Origin of the sequence: Micromonospora sp. NPDC048170 (assembly GCF_040652795.1) — a bacterium.
In the GTDB taxonomy this organism is placed as follows: Bacteria; Actinomycetota; Actinomycetes; order Mycobacteriales; family Micromonosporaceae; genus Micromonospora.
In genome coordinates this window covers 107,816-129,165 of sequence record NZ_JBEZMR010000014.1, presented here as the reverse complement: position 1 = coordinate 129,165, position 21,350 = coordinate 107,816, and the positions used below count along the sequence as shown (strand labels likewise).

Genomic DNA, 21,350 nt, shown 5'->3' with positions numbered 1-21,350 from the left:
TGGGTCCTCAAGCGGGCCCTCCCCCCCCCCCCCCGGGGGGGGCCCCCCCCCCCCCCCCCCCCCCCACCCCTGTCTTTCACCACAGCCTGCATGCCGGCCGGGATATTCCGGAGGTTCGCCGGGCCCGTGAACGGCGTTCGTGTCGCCCGGCGAACCTCGTACCAACAGGTCAGGCTCCTCCGGCCATGCCCGATGGTCCGGATAACTCGCGACGACCTGGCTGGCCAGCACCGCGCATACCGCCGCTGCCAGGGGTAACCTGGGCGCACAGGCCGGCCACGCGCCGGTCGCCGTACGCGGAAAGCCGGCCTGCTCGGGCGAGACACGCGTCCGCCGGGAGAGCAGGAAGTCGCGCGCCTCCTCGCTGATCGCCATGCCCCGACCATAGGGACGACCCCGGCAGGCTGGGAGGAACTACCGGTACCTGGCAGGCCGCGGCAGCGTCTGCCGGACTGATCAGGCCAGGCGGGGCACGGCCGCACCGATCCGGTCGATGATGCTCGCCCGGTCGGTGATTCGCACGCCGTCGGGCCAAACACTGCACGTCACAGAGGGCGTCGGGCTGGTCGGCACCCGCGACGGCGTCGTGCTGCCCATTCGCGCGGGCGACACCGTCATCTGCCCACCTGGCGAGGAACACTGGCACGGCGCTGCCGCCGATGCCTTCATGAGCCACCTCGCCATGCTGGAAGCTGCGGACCCTCGCCGAACGGCTGCGACCCCGAGCTGAGCTCGGGTGTCGTGCGCGCCGCCGCTGCCGGGCAGAACCGGGGCCGTCCTTCCGGTCCTGGTAGGACGCCGGGCAGGACCACCCCCGCGTGCGCGGGGAGCAGACGGGTAGATGTCCGTGACCAGCGCCGACAGCAGGACCACCCCCGCGTGCGCGGGGAGCAGAGAACTGTAATGTGTGCCGAGCCTCACTGCTTAGGACCACCCCCGCGTGCGCGGGGAGCAGATTCAGCCCTACGCTAGGCGCTTATCTGGCCAGGGACCACCCCGCGTGCGCGGGGAGCAGGCTGCCGGGTCGCTGCCCGGCTCTACCTCCTTCGGACCACCCCCGCGTGCGCGGGGAGCAGAGGCCCTCACGGTTGAGCGCGTCGCGCAGCTCGGGACCACCCCCGCGTGCGCGGGGAGCAGTCGACGGGTACCCACTGCGTTTCGTGAGGGGTAGGACCACCCCCGCGTGCGCGGGGAGCAGTCGACGGGTACCCACTGCGTTTCGTGAGGGGTAGGACCACCCCCGCGTGCGCGGGGAGCAGGCTGGCCCTCGGGACGGTAGACAAGGCGCACGGGGACCACCCCCGCGTGCGCGGGGAGCAGGTGTCCCCGCTGCTCACGGTCGCTTTCGAGCGCGGACCACCCCCGCGTGCGCGGGGAGCAGGGGAGGCCGACTACCACACCGGCCTGCCCATTCGGACCACCCCCGCGTGCGCGGGGAGCAGGTTATAGATGGTCGTACGGCACCGTTGCGGGTCGGACCACCCCCGCGTGCGCGGGGAGCAGCCATCTCGGCGAGGTTGCGAAGGGTCCGCTCCAGGACCACCCCCGCGTGCGCGGGGAGCAGGTGCGGTCTGCTGCATTGGTGGACCCCCGTTCCGGACCACCCCCGCGTGCGCGGGGAGCAGATTGCCCGGCGCACTGGTAGCCAGTGGGCCGCAGGACCACCCCCGCGTGCGCGGGGAGCAGATCTGCCGGGGTCCGCTTCCCGGTGGCAGGAACGGACCACCCCCGCGTGCGCGGGGAGCAGTCTGCGGCATTGTGGAAAGTCACCCCGTACCCGGGACCACCCCCGCGTGCGCGGGGAGCAGGGGCACTGCTACGCAAGTATGGGGGCCCACTGCGGACCACCCCCGCGTGCGCGGGGAGCAGCGACGGTGATCGGCCATTGAGAAGTGAACACCGGGACCACCCCCGCGTGCGCGGGGAGCAGGCTGAACATCAAGAACGGGGCGCGTGAGCGAATGGACCACCCCCGCGTGCGCGGGGAGCAGCAGACCTGGGTGCATTTCGGGTCGGCGGCGGCAGGACCACCCCCGCGTGCGCGGGGAGCAGACCTGGTGGCCGGTGCACGGCTCGGACTGGGGACCACCCCCGCGTGCGCGGGGAGCAGCAAGAAGTCGACGGGGTGCTCACCGACCGCCAGGGACCACCCCCGCGTGCGCGGGGAGCAGCGCGGGGGATCGGGTTCGCGGTGGCGCGGGAGGACCACCCCCGCGTGCGCGGGGAGCAGCGACCATGTACCTGGACACGCGTCCGCTCGATAGGACCACCCCCGCGTGCGCGGGGAGCAGGGGGCCTTCCGGGCGTGGATTTACCATTCCACGGGACCACCCCCGCGTGCGCGGGGAGCAGAACGTCGGAACGCAAGTGCAATCGCTGGCGCAGGGACCACCCCCGCGTGCGCGGGGAGCAGCGACGCTCCACCTGTGTACCGGGCGCGGTGTGGGGACCACCCCCGCGTGCGCGGGGAGCAGGGCGGCGAGCACCGGCGGAATCTTATTGGTGAAGGACCACCCCCGCGTGCGCGGGGAGCAGTCGGCCAGGTTCTACGGTTCTTACCGTGAGACGGGACCACCCCCGCGTGCGCGGGGAGCAGGGGGCGCGGCGCGCCGGGGAGGCCGGCACCTCGGGACCACCCCCGCGTGCGCGGGGAGCAGTCCAGCGTGCGGGCGGCGATGTTGAGCCGCGACGGACCACCCCCGCGTGCGCGGGGAGCAGCGCGGCAGGATCGCCTCCCCGCCGCGTAGGGAGGGACCACCCCCGCGTGCGCGGGGAGTAGCTGTGCGCCGGCTGCTGCTCGACCACCTGGACGGGACCACCCCCGCGTGCGCGGGGAGCAGGCGTCCAGCGCGAACGTCGCGAGCTCGTACCTGGGACCACCCCCGCGTGCGCGGGGAGCAGCACACCACCGACAGCCTTACCCTTGACGAACGCGGACCACCCCCGCGTGCGCGGGGAGCAGTACAGAATCCGCGTCGACATGCGCGCATGGACGGGACCACCCCCGCGTGCGCGGGGAGCAGGTGACCGGTGGGGGCTTGACCACCGGAGGTGGGGGACCACCCCCGCGTGCGCGGGGAGCAGGGTCAGTTCGGATCAGTGGAACGATCGTAAGGCGGACCACCCCCGCGTGCGCGGGGAGCAGGGCCGCGCGGCAATGTGGGCACCCCGCGGACTGGGACCACCCCCGCGTGCGCGGGGAGCAGCCGGCCTGCCGCGCGTACGCGTAGACCTGGCTCGGACCACCCCCGCGTGCGCGGGGAGCAGCGCTTCCCGATGGCGGGGTGGTGCTGCGCGTGCGGACCACCCCCGCGTGCGCGGGGAGCAGCCCGGGGCCTGCTCGGTCCGCTCGGCCTGCCGAGGACCACCCCCGCGTGCGCGGGGAGCAGTTCTTCGGGTCCGCCCAGATCGCGGCGTAGTTGGGACCACCCCCGCGTGCGCGGGGAGCAGCCTACTCGCTGTACGAGCTGCTGCGCACCCTGAGGACCACCCCCGCGTGCGCGGGGAGCAGGCCGAGCTTCAACTGTTCATCGATGTAATAACCGGACCACCCCCGCGTGCGCGGGGAGCAGGGAAATCATGCCGTACGTACCATCCGCACGTCGCGGACCACCCCCGCGTGCGCGGGGAGCAGGGCTTCGTCTCGACGGCCGGAACGTCGGTGACCGGACCACCCCCGCGTGCGCGGGGAGCAGGGGGGCCGTTCGCCCCACGTCGGTCGACCCCATGGACCACCCCCGCGTGCGCGGGGAGCAGCCGCTAGGCACCTCTACACTCCGAACACGGGCAGGACCACCCCCGCGTGCGCGGGGAGCAGATCACGTTCAATGACACCAACAACAAGCCGATGGGACCACCCCCGCGTGCGCGGGGAGCAGTACGACTCGCCAGGTCAAGTATCGAGAGGACCAGGACCACCCCCGCGTGCGCGGGGAGCAGAACGTCATCCATGGTCGGCGCGGTTTCGTGGTAGGACCACCCCCGCGTGCGCGGGGAGCAGACTTGCTGACCTGCGGCGCTAGAGATCAACAGTGCGGGTTTCCTTCACTTTGGCTCGCAAGATCATCCCTTCAGAAACGGAGGCTGAATCGACGAGACCCTAAGTGCAGCGTAGCGGGCGTGTGACCCGGGCGCCGGGGCGAATTGGCCTTGGTGACGTCGGAGCCGCAGCCTTGCGGCCGTTTGGCGCTGCGCGCATCCGGCTGCAGCTGATGAGCAGCAGCTCGGAGGGAGCGTATGAGCGATCGGTCGTGGTCACAGCTCTTCTCGATCACCATTGGCTACCATCCGAGGGCGACCGATCAGTCGGGCGCGGCGGGGGTCGAGCGGCTGAGACGGCGAGTGGGCGGTCGTCTTCACCGCCGACGGCGCGTGCATTCGTGCGTTCGAGGTCATCCGTAGCCTGGGGAGCAGTCACCCCACACGTCGGGAAGCGGCTTGTCAGAGGGCTGTGTCCGCTGCATTCCAGAGGTGCGTCGGCCGCCTGCTATGGCCGCGCCGGGGTGGCGGCTCCCTGGCATGGCTGATCAGGCTGGAAGGTCGAGGGCGCCCGCGGTGAGGCCGTCGCTGATCTCGCGGGCCAATGCGGCTCCGGTCGCCGCTGCCTGGTCAAGGGCGGTGCTGAACTCGATGAGTCGGCAGTAGGCCTGTCCGTACGCCTGCTGCTGGTCCAACGGCAGCACGGGGATGGCGAGTCGCTTGATGTCGATGCGCAGGGCGCTGTTGGCTGTGCTGGAGGCTCGGCCGGCGATACGCAGGTTGTCTGTGTGGGAGATGACACCGGCGACGAACCACGGATCGAAACAGGCTGTGTCGACACGGATCAGCTGAACACCGGGTCCTAGTTCGGCTCCGACTTGTTCCGGGGTGGCCACCCTGGCGCTGATCTTGTGGCCGATGATGGGGACAAGGATGTCGTTGGTACGTACCTGTGGTCCTGGGGCGTCGTCCGCGGCTCGGGCTGTCGAGCCGGTTGCGGGGCCGCCGGACAGGACGTCGGTGGCGGTCAGGGTCGTGGCGGTGGTGGTTGCGCTGGTTGATCGGGTACGCGAAGTTGCGCGTTGCACGGAGATGCTGCCGGACCGGATCAGGTCGGCAACGTCGGCTTGGGGAGCGGCGTGTAGCGGTGCAGCCTGCGCCCGTCGTACTGCGGGCAGGGCGTGTCGTACGTGGTCGAGGAGTTGGTCGAAGTCGCTGATTCTGGCGATGATCTGGGCTGGGTCGGCGGTGAGCTCGCTGGCCTGCGGCAGGTAGCGTTGCGGGGTCAGGTCGACCTGGTCGTCGAGCACTTCGATGGCGGGTACCGCACGGTGGACGCCGGGCACTTGGGCATAGTCATCGGACAGGTAGGCACGCCACGCCTCTCCGACCATGTCGGAGAGGCTTCCGGTGGTCGATGCGGCAGTGGTGTCGACCACGAGCAGTTCGCCGGCGTGTGGCTGGTGCGGGTCGGGTTGAGTGAGTACCCAGACGTGCAGTCCGATGCCGGTTGGTGGCATCAGGCCGGCGGGGAGAGCGACGACCCCGCGGAGCGCTCCGTGGCGGATTAGCTCTGCCCGGACGCGGCGGCCGGCTGGACGCGACGCGGCGGCGGGGGGCATGAGCACGACGGCGGTGCCGCCGGGGGAGAGGTGGGCCAGGGCGTGCTGTACCCAGGCGAGTTCGGGTTCGGTGCGCGGGGGTAGGCCGTAGGTCCAGCGGGGGTCGTAGGCGAGGCGGTCGTGACCCCAGTCGTGAATGCCGAACGGGAAGTTGGCCACGACGACGTCGGCTCGCAGGTCGGGCATGGCGTCGGCGAGCAGACTGTCGCCGACGTGTACGACGGGCGGCACCGTCGGCAGGCCGGCGCGTTGGGCGCGTAGATGCACGAACCAGAGTCGCAGCAGGGTGATCAGGGCGTACTGCGGCTTGATCTCTTGTGCGTAGCACCTTGTGACTGTGGCGCTCTGAAGGGCTCGGTCGGCGGCCATCCGCAGGATCGATCCGGTGCCGCTGGTGAAGTCGAAGGTGAGGGCTCCGGAGCCGGCGAGGGTCAGCATCACGTCGGCGACGCTGTCTGGTGTGCCGGCGAGCCCGGAAAGCGAGTGCGCCGAAGTCACGTACTGGCTGTGCAGGTATTCGAAGGCGGACTCCGGGTCCTGCTCCGAGCTGAGTTGGTTGGCCGTGCGTAGCAGGGTGGCGAGTTGCGGGGTCCACTGCTTGGGCAGCAACTCGCCGACCATGTCGGCTAGGCCGGGGTTGAGCGTGCGTAGGTGGGTGACGAGTTGGCGTGGGGTGAGCAGGCTGTCGCCAGTGGGCTCGGTCTGTTCGGAGCGGACGAGTAGGTATGCGCCGGTGATGTTGAGCGCGTCGCTGATCTGGGCTGCGGGCTGGTAGCTCTCGATGTGTCTCCAGGCCCACTGCTCGGTGCCGGCTTGGTGTAGCCGGCCGTGCCGGTGGAGCCATCGCTCTACTGCCCGGGCGTCGAATGACGGGCTGGTCGGGGTGCCGCCTACGGGGGTGGGGAAGTCTGCGTACCGGCGGCGCCAGTTACTTACCGCAGCCCTACCGACGTTGGCCAGTCGCGCGATGCCGCTGGCCGTCAGGGTGGCCTCGCTAGGGGTCATGCTCGACTCTGTCGTCACGCGTGAACGCTACCATGGAAATGCCCCTTGTGTAGCCTGTTCACAGCAGCTAGCGTCGGCGGTGTCGATTCGAGTCCTTGGAGGAGTCATGCCACGTCGTGGGCGTAGTACCACCGTCGGGAAGTTCGCGCAGTTCTATCAGGACCGTCGGGTGTCCGAGATCCGGGTGCTCGGGGAGGTGCTGCGTCGTGAACAGCACGCGACGTCCTGTGTGGAGTCGAAAGCGCATGACGCGGCTGCGACCTCCGTGGCCCGCTGACCCCGACCCTCATCCATCCGACGACCGAAGGAGGACCATGAACACCCTTGCTCGCAGCCGCGCTGCCACCCGCCCAGTCTCCAACCTTTGCTCCGGTCGCATACGTGTGCGGCGGTGTACGGCGGTATCGGCCCGAGTTGACGGATGCCACGCCAGTCCACGTGTATGCGCGAGTGCGCCTTGACCCCGTCGTCGGCGCTGCCATCGCTGACGCTTACATGGCCGCGCCGCTCAGGGAGGAACGTGCCTATGCCGCCTACGCCGCGTTCTGCCGGGAAACGGTGCGGCAGTATCACTTCATGGTGGGCCGGGTCGAGTTCGGTGGCCTGGGCGTGACGGTGCGGGTGGTGAACGAGGACCCGTACGAGGAGGTCGACTCGATGGTCGACGATGTGCGGCACCGTCAGCTGAAGGTGTGGGCCAGCGCGTCCAGCGGAAACCCCCACCCTTACCTCAGTGACGGTGAGAACGACATGTTCCGTGCGGTCCATGACGTGTTCGGGCACGCGGGTAGCGGCCGGGGGTTCGACCGGCATGGCGAGGAGGCGGCCTGGTTGAAACACAGCAGCATGTACTCGCCGTTGGCGCGTCGCGCTCTGGCGACCGAGACGCGTGGCCAGAACTGTGCCCAGATCTTCCACTATCGGGGCGGTCGCTTCCCTGAGCAGAAGGCGGTGCTGTTGCCTCGGTTGTTCAGTGATCCGCGTCTGGTGCGTGTCGTGCGGGGTCGTGTGGCGAAGGCCGTTCCTTGCTGAGTCGTTCGATTTCTTGACGCAGTTCCACTACCGCGAAGTGTTCCGGTCCGTCCGCCTGGGCGCGGCTGTGCATCAGGCTCTTGAGCTGGCGCAGGGCGCGGTCGTGCTCGCCGAGCGGCACGTGGGCGCGGGCGGCGCGCAAGCGGAGGTCGAATACGAGAGGATGGCTGTCGCCGTGGCTCCGCGCGTGATGATCGGCGAGTTGTCGCCACTGGCGGGCGGCGGCTCGGAATTCGCCGGCGGCCTGCAGTTGTTCCGCCTGCTTCGAGGCCTGTTCCACGTCGAGTTCGGCGGGGTCGTTCGTCGACGTTGCTCTTGGGCGAGCTTGCTGTGGCACTCGCCCGACGATCGCGGCGTATGCCGGCACTGACCCAGCGAGGTCATCGACCACTCCGGGGATCGGCGGTAGGTCCTGGGCAAGTGGAACCAGCGCGGCGTATACCTCGGCAGCAGTGTCTGGCCGGTCGTGTGGGTGGATCGCCAGCATCGCGTGAATCAGGTCGTCGAGCACGGCTGGGACGTCCGGCCGCAGTTCAGTAGGGCGTGGTGGAGGGTCGTCCATCTGGTGTCGCAGCGTCGTGGTGGTGGTGACACCGTCGAACGGTGGGCGGGCGGTGAGCAGGTCGAACAGTGTGGCGCCCAAGCCGTACAGGTCGGTGCGGTGGTCGACTGCGTCCCCGAGGATCTGTTCGGGAGCCATGTAGCCGACCGTGCCAAGGCTTTGTTCGGTTTGGGTGATTCGCGAATAGCGTTCGTCGTCGTGAATGACGGCCAGACCGAAGTCGAGCACCTTCACGGCGCCGTTCCTGTCCAGCATGACGTTGCTCGGCTTGATGTCTCGGTGCACCAGGCCGATCTGCTGGGCGGCAAGCAGGATGCTGCTGACCTGGGCCCCGATGGCGGCAACCCAGCCGATCGGAAGCTGCCCCTGCTCGGCGACCAGGTCGGTGAGAGTGACCCCGTTGATCTTCTGTAGGACGACATAGGGCTGGCCGTCCTGCTCGCCGAGGTCGTAGACGGCGGGAACCCCGGGATGATCCAGTCGGGCGGTCAGCAACGCCTCGCGGCGAAATCGGCGCATCAACTCGATGTTCAACGCGGCGGCGCTGACGAACTTCACGATGACGGGACGGTCGAGCAGGGTGTCCTGAGCGGGCCAGACCTCACCCATGCCCTTATGCGGAAACGGGAACCGGCCTACTCTGTACCGGTCTTTGAGGTCCGTGCCCGCTACCACGGGACTCAGCATAACTGTCCACCGGCGGCATTCACGCACATCGGATTCCCGGCGAGGCATCCCGACGGCCGACCCCTGCGCATGCTTGCGCTGATCATGTGGCGTTACAGGCGGCGGCAGCACCATGAGGCACAGGCGTCGCCCAGCCCGTCCGCCGCGCACATGCTCCCGTCGATGGCGAACTGTCATGGTGAAGACAGATCACGGGAAATTTCTTGCAAGCGCCGTTCACAAGTGCTTCACTGTGGATCGGCGTGGCTCGGGTCTGACCGCGCCGCCTTCTACTGCGTGACCAACACCGCCATGCCCGCCTGGGCTGATGGCGGTGCAGGCTGTGCGCCCTGTCCTCTCGGGCGCCATGACGACGGGGGATCGTATGGCTGAGCTGGCCATCGGCCGGGAGTTCCTTCCCGCCTACGCCAAGCTGCAACGTCGGGTGCAGCGCGCCGTAGATGCCGCCATCAGCAAGTTCGCCGAGCACACCCACGCGGGCCTGCACCTGGAGAAACTGACCGGCGCGCGGGACCCGAACATCCGCACCATCCGCATCGACCAGTTCTACCGCGGGGTCGTGCTCTTCCTCGGCCAGCAGAAGTACGCGCTGCTCGACGTCCTACCGCACGACGACGCCATTGCCTTCGCGGTCAGTCGGCGGTTCACCGTCAACCACGCACTCGGCGTGTTGGAGATGCGCGACCAGGAAGGCATCGAGGAGTTTGCTCGTACGGAGCCGTCAGCCCCACCGAGCGGCCGGCTGTTCGACCACGTCTCGACCGCCGAGTTCGGACGGCTCGGCGTGGACGAGGACCTGATCCCGCTGCTGCGGATCATCGGCACGGACCAGCAGTTGGACAGTCTCGACGGGCGCCTGCCCGAGTTGCAGCTCGACGTCCTACGTGGGCTGGCCAGTGGACTGTCGGTGCAGGAGGTCTGGGCGGAGATAGCTGACCGGATCGTGTCGGGCGTGGACACCGAGGACCTCTTGACCGCGGCGCGGCGTACGCCCGAGCGGATCGCCTTTGTCTCCGGTCCGGTGGAACTCGCCGCCATCCTCGCCCACCCGTTCGACGTGTGGCGCACCTTCCTGCACCCGACGCAACGTGACGTCGCCTACCGCGAAACCTACAGCGGTCCCGCCCTGGTGACCGGCAGCGCCGGAACGGGAAAGACAGTCACCGGCTTGCACCGGGCGGTGTTTCTCGCCAAGCGGTTGCCGGACGGCGAGAGAGTCCTGCTGACCACGTTCACCCGTGCCCTCGCCGACTCCCTCGCCAGACAGCTGCACCGCCTCGCGACCGAGCCGGCCGTACGGGCGCGCATCGATGTGATCAGCGTCGACAAGCTGGCCTACGAGATCGTTGCCCGCGGTGGCAAGAAGGTCGCGGTCGCCGAAAGTGAGGTCCTCGACCGCCTATGGGAGGCCGCCGCGAAGGCCGGTCCCACCTACTTGAACCGCGCCGGTCAGGTCACCACGGTCAGCAGCACCTTCCTCAGGAGGGAGTGGGAGCAGGTGGTGCTGGCTCAACAGTTGACTTCCCTGGAGGCATACCGCGATGCCCCCCGGAAGGGCCGTGGCGAGGGCCTGCGCGTCGCACAACGCGAGCAGGTGTGGGCCGCGATCGGCGCAGCGGAGCGGGAGCTGACGAAGCGGCGCCTACGTACCCACACCCAACTCGCCGATGAGGCGGCCACGATCGCGCACCGCTCACCGGCCCCTTACCGACATGTCATCGTCGACGAAGGCCAGGACCTGCACCCGGCGCAGTGGCGGCTGCTGCGTGCGCTCGTCGCACCCGGACCGGACGACATGTTCCTGCTCGCCGATCCGTACCAGCGCATCTACGACAACCATGTGTCGCTGGCTCAGCTGGGCATTCAGGTGCGTGGCCGCACCCGCAGGCTCACCGTGAACTACCGGACCACCCACGAGATTCTCGACCTGTCGGTGAAGGTCCTCAACGGCGACGCCGCCATCGGCCTCGACGGCCAGGACGACACACTGCGGGGTTACCGTTCGATCACCCGCGGTGGCGTCCCCGAGCTCGTCGCTCAAGACAGCCGCGACGCAGAGCACGAGGCGCTGATCGAGCGGGTGGGGACCTGGCTGGAACAGGGTGTGGAACCGCACGCGGTCGGCGTGGCCGCCCGCACCGGCCAGCTCGTCCACACCATCACGAGGATCTTGACCGAGGCCCACATTCCCGTGGCCGACGACAAGAGAGGCACCGACGGGGTGCGCGTGGCCACCATGCACCGCATGAAGGGCCTGGAGTTCCAATGTCTCGCCGTGGTCGGGCTGGACGCAGGGGCCTTGCCGGCGCCCCATGCGCTCACCTCGGCGGCAGAGGACCCGCACGCCCACAGGCAGGACCTGCAGCGTGAGCGCTGCCTTCTGTTCGTCGCCCTGACCCGCGCCCGCGACGTGCTCTACCTGTCGCACAGTGGCACGCCCAGCCCGCTCCTGCCGGTGCGTCGATGAACGCGCGCGCCGTTGTTGGCGGCCCGAAACTGGGCGACGCGGCACGCTCCGTCTGGGGCAAGACCGACCGTAAAGGCACGTCACCGGTTGGTTGGCTGCCGCTGTGGCGGCACCTTGCCGACACTGCCGACGTGGCCGGACGGCTCTGGGAGCACTGGCTGAGCCCGGCAGTCCGCCAACGCATCGCTGACGAACTGCCCGGTGGCGACGCGGATGCCCGCACCTTGGCCGTCTGGATCGCTGGGGTGCACGACATCGGCAAGGCCACGCCTGCCTTCGCCTGTCAGGCGTACGCGCTGGCGGAACGGATGCGCGACCACGGGCTCGGCTACCACCGGGACCTGATCCGCGCCGACCGCAAGTACGCCCCCCACGCCACCGCCGGGCACCTCGTGCTGGCGGACTGGTTACAGCAGCAGCACTGGACCGACCCGCACTCGTACGCGGTCATCGTCGGGGGCCACCACGGTGTTCCACCGACCGACGAGGGCCTTCGCGACGTACAGGTGCGTCCACACCTGCTTGGCGACCCGGACTGGCGGCAGGTGCAGTACGAACTGCTGAACTGGATGGCAGAGCGGTCGGGTGCAGGCGAGCGGCTCATCGAGTGGAGTGGCGCACCGCTGTCGCAGCCCGTACAGGCCGCCCTCACCGGCCTCGTCATCGTCGCCGACTGGATCGCGAGCAACGAGGAGTTCTTCCCGTACATCCTGGACAGCACGGACGAGGACCGACTGACGGCCGGCTGGGAACTGCTGGACCTGCCAGTCCCGTGGCGGCCTGCCGCGCCGCCGGTGGACGTGGACGAGCTGTTCGGGGCGCGGTTCGAACTACCCGCCACCGCGGCGCCGCGCCCGGTGCAACGCACCGTTGCCGAGCTGGCCGCGACCATGCCAGCACCCGGGATGATGATCGTCGAGGCGGCAATGGGCGAAGGGAAGACCGAGGCTGCGCTGGCAGCGGTGGAGATCCTTGCCCGCCGTACCGGGGCATCCGGCTGCTACCTTGCGTTGCCCACCCGAGCCACCAGCGACGCCATGTTCAACCGGATGCTGTCCTGGCTGCGCCGGCTGCCCGACGCTCAGGTCGGCCGAGGCGACCGCGACGTGCGGCTGGCACACGGCAAAGCCGCACTCAATCCCGACTACGACCGGCTGCGGACGACATCGCTGCCGAGCGGCATCGCCGAGGACGACGGTGGCACCGACATCGGCGTGCACGTCTGGCTCGCCGGACCCAAGCGAACCCTGCTGTCCAGCTTCGTCGTGGGGACCATCGACCAGTTGCTGTTCGCGGCGCTACGGGGTAAACACCTGGTGCTGCGTCACCTCGGCCTCGCCGGCAAGATCGTCGTCATCGACGAGGCGCATGCCTACGACGTCTACATGGGCCAGTTTCTCGACCGGGCGTTGGAGTGGCTCGGCGCGTACGGCGTCCCAGTCATTGTGCTCTCCGCGACGCTGCCGGCACGCCGACGGGCCGAGCTGATGGCGGCGTACGACATCGGCCGACTCGGACCCGTGCCTGCGCTCACCTGGCGTGACCGCGGCAAGCCGCGGGTCGACCCGTACGCACCGCTGCGTACCGACCTGAGATACCCCCTGGTCACCGTCTCGACCGCCGATCGTGGCGCCACCGCGACCAGCTGCGCAGACTCCGGTCGAGGCATCGAAGTGAACCTGCGGCGCCTGGCCGACGATCTGCCCACGCTGGTGGAGCTGTTGCGCGACCAGCTGGCTGACGGGGGCTGTGCGCTGGTGGTCCGAAACACGGTGGCGCGGGTCCAGGAGACGGCAGCCGCGCTGCGGGCGGCCCTCGGGCCGGACATCCCCGTGTCGGTGGCGCACTCCCGGTTCATGGCCGTCGACCGCGCCGCGAAGGACCGCTGGCTACGCGACACCTTCGGGCCACCCGGTTGTGGCAGCCGCCCGCATCGGCACGTGGTGGTCGCCAGCCAGGTCGCCGAGCAGTCCCTCGACATCGACTTCGACCTGCTCGTCACGGACCTGGCCCCGGTCGACCTGGTGCTGCAACGCATCGGCCGGCTACACCGTCATACGCGCGGCGACCGTCCCGCCAGGCTCGCTACCCCGACCTGCTGGATCAGTGGCGCCGACTGGACAACAGAGCCACCGCAACCGGTAGCTGGTTCACGCCGCGTCTACCAGCCGGCCACGCTGCTACGCAGCGCGGCGGTGCTGCTGCCGCACCTGGACGGCGAACCACTGCGACTTCCCTCCGACATCGCGCCGATCACCCAGACCGCCTACGGCGACGCGGAACTCGGCCCACCGTCGTGGCAACCCGCGATGGCCGAAGCAGAGGCCAAACAGCGGGACGAGATCACCACCAAGGAGCTGAAAGCTGACGGGTTCCGCCTGGCCGGCGTCGCCGAGGTCGGGGTGCCACTGATCGGCTGGCTCTCCGGCGGCGTCGGCAACGCCGACGACCGTGCGGCGCTGGGCCACGTCCGCGACACCGACGCGGAGTCCCTCGAGGTCCTGCTGCTGGTACGGACACCGGACGGCTTGGTCCTGCCGCCGTGGATCGATGGTGGGGGAGTGTCGGTGCCGACCAGCGCCCTCCCCCGTTGGCCACTGCCTCGGTGGATTGCGCGCTGCACGCTGCCACTGCCGCGCGCGATGACCGCCGCGGACGTGATCGATGAGGTGATCGCCGAACTGGAGCGGCGTACCGACCTCAGCGCCTGGCAGGACAGTCACTGGCTGGCCGGTGAGCTTGTGCTCGACATCGATACCGACGGGACCGCCACGGTGGCCGGCTTCGACCTGCACTACCACCCGGAGGAAGGGCTGCGCGTTACCCGCGCCAACACCTGAGTTCCCTTCGACCGCAGATGCAAAGGAGGTGCTGCCAGTGAGCGATCTACCGCACCCAGCCGGATTTTCGCTGGTAGACGAGGCGTGGATTCCGGTACTGGACGCCGAGGGACAGCGACGGGACGTGTCGCTGCTCGGCCTGTTCGAACAGGCCGGCGACGTACGCATGATTGCCTGTGAACTGCCCACGCAGACGTTCGCGATCCTGCGGCTCGCGTTGGCGATCCTGCACCGGACGACCGGCGGCCCACCGGGTGAGGCCGCTTGGCGCGCACTGTGGCGGGACCGGCGGCTGCCGGCCGCCGACATTGCCGAATACCTCGGCGTCTTCCGCGACCGGTTCGACCTGCTGCACCCGGAGCACCCGTTCTACCAGGTGGCCGATCTGCGGGCGGCCAAGAACAACACGTACGGACTTGAGCGCCTCATCGCCGACGTGCCGAACGGTATGCCGTTCCTGACGACGCGCGCCGGACAGGGCATGGAGTCGATCTCGCTGGCCGAGGCGACCCGCTGGTTGGTGCACTGCCAGGCGTACGACCCCTCCGGAATCAAGACGGGGGCGGTCGGAGACCCGCGGGTCAAAGGTGGGCGGGGCTATCCCATCGGGGTGGCGTCGCTCGGGGCGTTGGGCGGCGTTCACATCGAGGGCGCGACCCTTTTGGAGACGCTGCTGCTCAATCTGGTGCCGATCGCGCCCGGCTGGCAGGTATCCGACGAGCGGGACCTGCCGGTGTGGGAGCGCGAGCCGCAGACGGCCGTCGAAGAGGCAGACTCGGCACGCGGCCCGCACGGGCTGCTGAGCCTTTACACCTGGCAGTCACGACGGATCCGGCTGTTCGGCGATGCTGGTGGCGTCACCGGCGCCATGATCTCCAACGGCGATCGGTTGGAGTGGCAGGATCGACACCTGCTGGAGCCGATGAGCGTCTGGGGACGCAGCGGGCCACGCGAGCGTGAGCAGAAGCGGACCCCGATCTACCTGCCCCGGCCGCACGACCACAGCCGGGCACTGTGGCGAGGGCTGCAGACCCTGCTGCCGTCGCCACCGCCTCCCGGCGCCGAGGCGCCACAGCGGCTGTCGCCGATGGTGGTGCAGTGGCTGGCCCGGCTGACCGTCACCGGGGTTGTCGGGCCGGACTTCCAGGCCCGAACGCGCGCCACCAGCGTCACCTACGGCACGCAGCAGGCGGTCGTGGACGAGGTGTTCAGCGACGCGCTGACCATGAACGTGCTGCTGCTGGTCGAAGACTCCGCCCTGCGTGCGGCGGCTGTCGACGCTGCCGGCGACGCCGAGTCCGCAGTGAAGGTGCTACGCCGGCTCGCCGACAACCTGGTACGCGCCGCCGGTAGCCGGGACATCGACAGCGGCGACGCCGAACGCGCGGCTGAACGCGCGTACGCCCTGTTGGATCGCGCGTTCCGGGACTGGCTGGCACGGCTCGGACCGGACAGCGATCCGGTGGCCGAGCGAGCCTCGTGGCAGCGGTTGGTGCGGCGGGCCGTGAAACGGCTGGGCAGCGACATGGTCGCCGCTGCCGGCCCGGCGGCCTGGGCCGGCCGGCAGGGCGTCGATCGCACCGGGAGGGATGTGCATTTCTCGAGCTCGCAGGCGGAGGCGTGGTTCCGTCTCGGTCTGGCCAAGGCGCTGCCGATGGCGGCTGAACTCGAGCACCAGAGGCAGGATGAGGCAGCATGACAGTGGCAGAGACCAGCCGGCCGGACGCCACGGCGCGCAAACCGTGGGCACGCCGTCGCAAAGGGCTCGGCGAACATGCCGCACGGACGATCAGCGCCCTGCAGGTGCGGCTGCTGCGTGAGGCGCCCCAACCGGAGGCGGTCAGCGCACTTGCCCGGCTGCGGCGCGGCATCGGCCGGGCCCCAGGCTTCGACTACACGCTCGAGCGCTACCTGCAGGTCCCGGAAGACCTGCTGGGCTACCGGCCGACAGACGATGCCGTGGCCACCGACGCCGAGTACGCCATGCACGACGCGGTGACCCTGTACGCACTGCATCAGCAGTCGCGCCGGGAACGGATGCACGTGGATGGACGAGGGCTTGGCCAGGCCCTGGCTGAGCTCGTCCGCGCGTCCGCCGGACCAGACGGTGTACGGCGCCGGTTCGCCGCGCTCGGCACCGCCAGCACCTACCACGAGGGCATCTACCACCTGCGCAGCCTGATCACGATGCTGCGTGAACAGCAGATCCCACTCGACTACGGCCTGCTCGCCGACGACCTGCAGACCCTGCGCCTGCCCACCGGTCGACCCCAGGTCCAGGCCATCTGGGGCCGTGAGTTCTTCCGCAGCCGGCCCAGCACTGACGTTGAGACCACCACCACCGACGCCCACGAGGAGAACCCATCATGAGCCGCACCATCATTGACGTCTACGCGCTGCAGACGGTGCCACCGAGCAACCTCAACCGAGACGACACCGGCTCACCCAAGACCGCCGTCTACGGCGGTGTACGGCGCGCACGAGTGTCCAGCCAGGCATGGAAGCGAGCAATCCGGCTGGCGTTCGCAGGCATGCTCGACCCTTCCCAGCTCGGCGAACGGACCAAGCGCGTCGGCGAGTCTCTCGCGGCGCGGATCAAGGCCCTCGACCCCAGCCTGTCCAACGAGGCCGCATCCACGCTGGCCGCCGAGGTCTTCGTGGCTGCCGGCCTCGCCAAGGCGGAGAAGAAGAAGAGCGAGGTGAAGGACGTCGAGTCCGGTTACCTGATGTTCCTGAGCCACCGGCAGGTGGACAACCTCGCCGCCGCAGCACTGGAAGCCTCCCGAGCCGGCACCACTCTCGACAAGAACCGGTTCAAGGCACTGGCCAACACCGAACACTCAGTCGACATCGCGATGTTCGGCCGGATGGTGGCCGACATGACAGACATCAACGTCGACGCCGCATGCCAGGTGGCGCACGCCATCAGCGTCCACGCTGTCGACAACGAGTTCGACTACTTCACCGCCGTCGACGACCGCAAGGCCGACGCCGCCGAGACCGGCGCGGGCATGATCGGCACCATCGAGTTCAACTCGTCCACCCTGTACCGGTACGCGACCGTCGACGTGGACGCGCTGCACCGCACCCTCGGCGACGCGGGCGCGACCCGAGCTGCGGTCGAGGCATTCCTGACCGCGTTCGCGCGTAGCATGCCGACTGGCAAGCAGAACACGTTCGCCCACCGCACGTTGCCCGACGCGGTGCTGGTGCGGCTGCGCGACACGCAAGCGATCAACCTGGTCGGGGCGTTCGAAACGCCGGTGCGGGAGACGCACGCTGCCGGGCGGATCGAACTGGCTGCGGCCGCGCTGGCTAAGCACACTGCGGCCGTCGAGAACGCGTTCGGTGAGCGGCCGGTCGGCAGCTGGGTCACCCAGGTCGGTGACAAGACCGCGGTGCTGGCCGACCTCGGCAAAGCGGTCAGTTTCAGCGAGTTGGTCACCGGAGTGGGAGAGCAGGTCGCGGTGGCGCTCGGACAGCCAGCATGAGTGTGTTGTTGTTGAGGCTGGCTGGCCCGCTCCAGTCGTGGGGGTCGTCCAGCCGGTTTGCTCGGCGGGGCACCGAGGTCGCGCCGACCAAGAGCGGAGTGATCGGTCTGCTCGCCGCCGCCAAGGGCGTCCGACGCACTGAACCGCTTACCGAGTTGCTGGGCTTGGAGTTCGGAGTACGGCTGGACCAGCCCGGGCAGATCCTGCGGGACTTCCAGACCGCCCGTTCTCTCGACGGACGCGACAGCGCGCCGCTCACCTACCGCTTCTACCTCTCCGACGCTGCTTTTCTCGCCGCCGTCAGCGGTGAGCAGGAGCTTCTGCATGGTCTGATGGAGGCACTCCAGCGGCCCCGGTTTCCGCTCTATCTCGGTCGCCGCTCGTGCCCGCCGGCCTTACCGATCAGCCTCGGCGTACACGAAGGCACTGTCGACGACGCTTTGACGTCGTGGCCGTGGCTCGCCGCGGAGTGGCACCGCCGCAAGGCGGCCCGCACGGTCCGGTTGGAGATCATCCGAGACGCCCGGCCGGGCGAGCCAGTCACGGAGACCGTGCCCGACGAACCGGTCAGCTTCGATCCCGCACATCGGCAGCACACCTGGCGGTCGGTGCTGCGCCGGCACGTCGACGTCACCAACGACCTCGCGGAACGGGCCGGTGTCGCCGAGCACGACCCGCTGAGCCTGCTGGGAGGCTGAGCATGTTTCTCACCCGATTCCAGATCAACCCCGCTCGCCGAGGTGCACGGAAGCTGCTCTCTTCACCGCATGCCATGCACGCGGCGGTCCGTGCCGCCTTCGCCGTCGCGGAGGACCACGAACGGGACGGCACCCGTACGTTGTGGCGGCTCGACACCCCGGCCACCGCCACCGTCCACCTCTACATCGTCAGCCCCGGCCGGCCCGATCTCACCCACCTGGTCGAGCAGGCCGGCTGGCCCACCACGGAGACCTGGGTAACCCGCGACTATGGCGGGCTGCTCGCCTCGCTTCGTTCCGGCCAGGATTGGGCGTTTCGGCTCACCGCGAACCCGACGCACAACGGGCGTAAGACCACCGACGCCAAGGAGACGCAGCGCTTCGGATACCTTCGTGAAGAGGAGCAGGTCGGATGGTTGGCCAGCCGAGCCGCCCGGAACGGCTTCGCGCTGGCGACCCAGCAGGACGGTCGCCCTAACCTGCGGCTGCACCGTCGCCAGACGCAGACCTTCAAACGAGGCATGGGTGCTGTCACCCTCACGACGGTGACGTACGACGGCATCCTCCACGTCACCGATGCGGACGCCTTCCGCCGAGTGTTGACCAGCGGGATCGGACATGCGAAGGCGTACGGCTGCGGCCTGCTCACTCTCGCCCCCACAGGTTGAACAGGCTGACCGATGAAGATCCCAGGCGTGCCGCCAGCCGAACTCGGCGACCTCACCCGAGCCGAAGACAGGATCAGCTTCCTCTACCTCGAACGCAGCGTGATCCACCGGGACAGCAACGCGATCACCGCGACCGATGATCAAGGTGTTGTGCACATTCCGGCCGCCTCGGTGGGTGTGCTGCTGCTCGGGCCCGGCACCAGCATCACCCATCAGGCCATCGCCCTGCTCGCCGACCACGGAGCCACCGCCGTCTGGGTCGGCGAGCGGGGCGTGCGCTACTACGCGCACGGCCGGTCACTCGCCGCTTCCAGCCGCCTGCTCGTCGCGCAGGCCGCCGCGGTCAGCCATCGTGACCGGCGGCTCGCCGTCGCCCGCACCATGTACGCGATGCGCTTCCCCGGCGAGACCACCGCCAACCTCACGATGCAGCAACTGCGCGGCAAAGAGGGCGCACGAGTCCGCCGGACATACCGTGAGCACGCCGAACGGACCGGTGTTGCCTGGCGGCACCGTGACTACGACCGGGCCGACTTTGCCGGCGGTGACCCCATCAACCAGGCGCTGTCGGCCGCCCACGCCTGCCTGTACGGCATCGTGCACACGGTCATCGTCGCGCTTGGGGCCGCACCTGGTCTCGGCTTCGTTCACACCGGGCACGAACGCGCTTTCGTGTACGACATCGCCGACCTGTACAAGGCTGAGATAACAATCCCCGTTGCCTTCGACGTGGTGGCGAGCGGCTCGACCGACATCGGCACCGACACCCGACGCGCGGTACGTGACCGTGTGCATGACGGGGCCATTCTCGCGCGGTGTGTGCGCGACATCCGCATGTTGCTGCTCCAACCCCAGCCCGGCGGCGAGATCGAGGACGAGGATTCCCTACGCCTCTGGGATGACACCGGCATCGAACTGACAGCAGGTCGAAACTACGCCGACATTGGCGAGGTCGACTTCTGATGACCGTCATCATCCTTACCGCCTGCCCGCCCGGACTGCGCGGGCATCTGACGCAGTGGTTGTTTGAAATCTCCGCCGGCGTGTACGTCGGGCACGTGAGCACCCGCGTACGCGACAGACTGTGGACTCGCGTTATCGACATGGCTGGTGCGGGCCGGGCGCTGATGGTCTTCCAGGTTCGCGGGGAACAGCGGCTATCGTTCCTGGCCCACGACCATCACTGGATCCCGGTGGATGTGGATGGAGTGACTCTGATGCGGCGTCCCGCTGACCCGATGGTCAATCCTGCGGCCTCTGGGGGCTGGAGCAAGGCGGCCAAGCGCCGTCGGTTCGGGCGCCGTGGACGACCAGCGTAGAGGATGCCAAGCAGGCAGGGCGGTTGCTGCTGCGGCCGATGGTGGGAGTGGTAGTACGTAGCCGGGTTGGGTGAGCTACCCCCGCTTTGATGGAGCTCTCCGTCAAAGCGGGGGGAACTCACATCTCCAGGCAGGGGGCGGCGAGGCGGGCGAAGGATCACCCCCGCGTGCGCGGGGAGCAGGACGCCCCGGCCGCGATCGCGGCCGTGTCCACCGGATCACCCCCGCGTGCGCGGGGAGCAGGACACCGGCCACGAACGCGGCACCGGATTCCGTGGATCACCCCCGCGTGCGCGGGGAGCAGCTGTTCCCGGCGGCGTCGAGGATGAAGATCAGGGGATCACCCCCGCGTGCGCGGGGAGCAGAATATCTCTCGCATCCGGGGAGGCATCCCCTGGGGATCACCCCCGCGTGCGTGGGGAGCAGGTGCGGGGGCCATCAGCGGCGTGCGGGCGATGCGGATCACCCCCGCGTGCGCGGGGAGCAGATGACGACGGGGGCGGCGTCGGCGGTCCAGGTGGGATCACCCCCGCGTGCGCGGGGAGCAGGCCAGGGTCACGGTGACCGGTGCGCCGCTGCCGGGATCACCCCCGCGTGCGCGGGGAGCAGCAACACCCCGGTCGCGGGTACCGGCGACGACGAGGATCACCCCCGCGTGCGCGGGGAGCAGGTGGGGGTGTGGTCCTCGGTCATCCAGCGCAGCGGATCACCCCCGCGTGCGCGGGGAGCAGACCCCGAGGAGGGCTGAGGCATGGCCGACTACAGGATCACCCCCGCGTGCGCGGGGAGCAGCAGGTCTCTGCCACAGTGGCCTGCCCGCGCCCCGGATCACCCCCGCGTGCGCGGGGAGCAGACGGGCTACGGCTCGTCGAGGTCGTCCAGCGGCGGATCACCCCCGCGTGCGCGGGGAGCAGGGCAAGTGCGGCTGCCAGCGCGGCCTGGGCAGCGGATCACCCCCGCGTGCGCGGGGAGCAGCGGGTT

The 21,350-nt window shown here is 69.4% G+C and carries 13 protein-coding genes and 2 CRISPR repeat arrays; of the genes, 11 read left to right on the top strand and 2 right to left on the bottom strand.

Annotated features, from left to right (window positions below):
- Positions 1-493: 493 nt before the first annotated feature.
- Positions 494-730, top strand: coding sequence for a cupin domain-containing protein (locus AB0D32_RS19410; RefSeq protein WP_357091612.1), 237 nt, complete (start codon positions 494-496; stop codon positions 728-730).
- Positions 731-805: 75 nt separating this feature from the next.
- Positions 806-4,000: a CRISPR direct-repeat array (repeat unit 28 nt; unit sequence GGACCACCCCCGCGTGCGCGGGGAGCAG).
- A gap of 526 nt (positions 4,001-4,526) precedes the next feature.
- Here the strand turns inward: AB0D32_RS19410 and AB0D32_RS19405 are convergent.
- Positions 4,527-6,623, bottom strand: coding sequence for an N-6 DNA methylase (locus tag AB0D32_RS19405; protein ID WP_357091609.1), 2,097 nt, complete (start codon positions 6,621-6,623; stop codon positions 4,527-4,529).
- Between the two features lie 396 nt (positions 6,624-7,019).
- Between AB0D32_RS19405 and AB0D32_RS19400 the strand changes: the two genes are divergently transcribed.
- The gene (locus tag AB0D32_RS19400; RefSeq protein WP_357091606.1) at positions 7,020-7,637 is read left to right on the top strand and encodes a hypothetical protein; all 618 of its coding nucleotides are present in this window, start codon (positions 7,020-7,022) and stop codon (positions 7,635-7,637) included.
- Here the strand turns inward: AB0D32_RS19400 and AB0D32_RS19395 are convergent.
- Positions 7,576-8,808 (bottom strand): serine/threonine-protein kinase, encoded by a 1,233-nt coding sequence (locus tag AB0D32_RS19395; protein WP_357091603.1) that lies wholly within the window; start codon positions 8,806-8,808, stop codon positions 7,576-7,578. The two genes, AB0D32_RS19400 and AB0D32_RS19395, sit on opposite strands and share 62 nt — an antisense overlap.
- A gap of 442 nt (positions 8,809-9,250) precedes the next feature.
- On the opposite strand from AB0D32_RS19395, the gene AB0D32_RS19390 reads away from it, so the two are divergent.
- The 9 genes from AB0D32_RS19390 to cas2e are packed head-to-tail and all read left to right on the top strand — an operon-like array spanning position 9,251 to position 20,369.
- On the top strand, positions 9,251-11,353 hold the full coding sequence (locus AB0D32_RS19390) for a UvrD-helicase domain-containing protein (protein ID WP_357091600.1): 2,103 nt from the start codon (positions 9,251-9,253) through the stop codon (positions 11,351-11,353).
- Entirely contained in the window at positions 11,350-14,193 is a 2,844-nt protein-coding gene (gene cas3 / locus AB0D32_RS19385) for a CRISPR-associated helicase Cas3' (protein WP_357091597.1), read from the top strand. Before AB0D32_RS19390 ends, cas3 begins: the two co-directional genes overlap by 4 nt.
- 37 nt (positions 14,194-14,230) lie before the next feature.
- Positions 14,231-15,892 (top strand): type I-E CRISPR-associated protein Cse1/CasA, encoded by a 1,662-nt coding sequence (gene casA, locus AB0D32_RS19380; protein ID WP_357091594.1) that lies wholly within the window; start codon positions 14,231-14,233, stop codon positions 15,890-15,892.
- The gene (gene casB / locus AB0D32_RS19375) at positions 15,889-16,563 is read left to right on the top strand and encodes a type I-E CRISPR-associated protein Cse2/CasB (protein WP_357091591.1); all 675 of its coding nucleotides are present in this window, start codon (positions 15,889-15,891) and stop codon (positions 16,561-16,563) included. The genes casA and casB overlap by 4 nt, the downstream gene beginning before the upstream one ends.
- Positions 16,560-17,684: a type I-E CRISPR-associated protein Cas7/Cse4/CasC gene (gene cas7e / locus AB0D32_RS19370; RefSeq protein WP_357091588.1), complete on the top strand. Its 1,125-nt coding sequence runs from the start codon at positions 16,560-16,562 to the stop codon at positions 17,682-17,684. Before casB ends, cas7e begins: the two co-directional genes overlap by 4 nt.
- Positions 17,681-18,382, top strand: a complete 702-nt coding sequence (cas5e, locus tag AB0D32_RS19365) for a type I-E CRISPR-associated protein Cas5/CasD (RefSeq protein ID WP_357091585.1) — start codon at positions 17,681-17,683, stop codon at positions 18,380-18,382. The genes cas7e and cas5e overlap by 4 nt, the downstream gene beginning before the upstream one ends.
- Positions 18,383-18,384: 2 nt before the next feature.
- Positions 18,385-19,050 (top strand): type I-E CRISPR-associated protein Cas6/Cse3/CasE, encoded by a 666-nt coding sequence (gene cas6e, locus AB0D32_RS19360; RefSeq protein ID WP_357091582.1) that lies wholly within the window; start codon positions 18,385-18,387, stop codon positions 19,048-19,050.
- A gap of 12 nt (positions 19,051-19,062) precedes the next feature.
- Positions 19,063-20,013: a type I-E CRISPR-associated endonuclease Cas1e gene (cas1e, locus tag AB0D32_RS19355; RefSeq protein ID WP_357091579.1), complete on the top strand. Its 951-nt coding sequence runs from the start codon at positions 19,063-19,065 to the stop codon at positions 20,011-20,013.
- Positions 20,013-20,369 carry a type I-E CRISPR-associated endoribonuclease Cas2e gene (cas2e, locus tag AB0D32_RS19350; RefSeq protein WP_357091576.1) on the top strand — a complete coding sequence of 119 codons (357 nt, stop codon included), beginning with the start codon at positions 20,013-20,015 and terminating at the stop codon, positions 20,367-20,369. Before cas1e ends, cas2e begins: the two co-directional genes overlap by 1 nt.
- 154 nt (positions 20,370-20,523) lie before the next feature.
- Positions 20,524-21,344: a CRISPR direct-repeat array (repeat unit 28 nt; unit sequence GGATCACCCCCGCGTGCGCGGGGAGCAG).
- Between the last annotated feature and the right edge of the window lie 6 nt (positions 21,345-21,350).

Bases quoted from the DNA above. Each gene is read 5' to 3' on its own strand.
- AB0D32_RS19410 (WP_357091612.1), top strand. From the start codon at position 494: ATGATGCTCGCCCGGTCGGTGATTCGCACGCCGTCGGGCCAAACACTG.
- AB0D32_RS19395 (WP_357091603.1), bottom strand. From the start codon at position 8,808: ATGGGTGAGGTCTGGCCCGCTCAGGACACCCTGCTCGACCGTCCCGTC.
- AB0D32_RS19390 (WP_357091600.1), top strand. From the start codon at position 9,251: ATGGCTGAGCTGGCCATCGGCCGGGAGTTCCTTCCCGCCTACGCCAAG.
- cas3 (WP_357091597.1), top strand. From the start codon at position 11,350: ATGAACGCGCGCGCCGTTGTTGGCGGCCCGAAACTGGGCGACGCGGCA.
- casB (WP_357091591.1), top strand. From the start codon at position 15,889: ATGACAGTGGCAGAGACCAGCCGGCCGGACGCCACGGCGCGCAAACCG.
- cas7e (WP_357091588.1), top strand. From the start codon at position 16,560: ATGAGCCGCACCATCATTGACGTCTACGCGCTGCAGACGGTGCCACCG.
- cas5e (WP_357091585.1), top strand. From the start codon at position 17,681: ATGAGTGTGTTGTTGTTGAGGCTGGCTGGCCCGCTCCAGTCGTGGGGG.
- cas6e (WP_357091582.1), top strand. From the start codon at position 18,385: ATGTTTCTCACCCGATTCCAGATCAACCCCGCTCGCCGAGGTGCACGG.
- cas1e (WP_357091579.1), top strand. From the start codon at position 19,063: ATGAAGATCCCAGGCGTGCCGCCAGCCGAACTCGGCGACCTCACCCGA.
- cas2e (WP_357091576.1), top strand. From the start codon at position 20,013: ATGACCGTCATCATCCTTACCGCCTGCCCGCCCGGACTGCGCGGGCAT.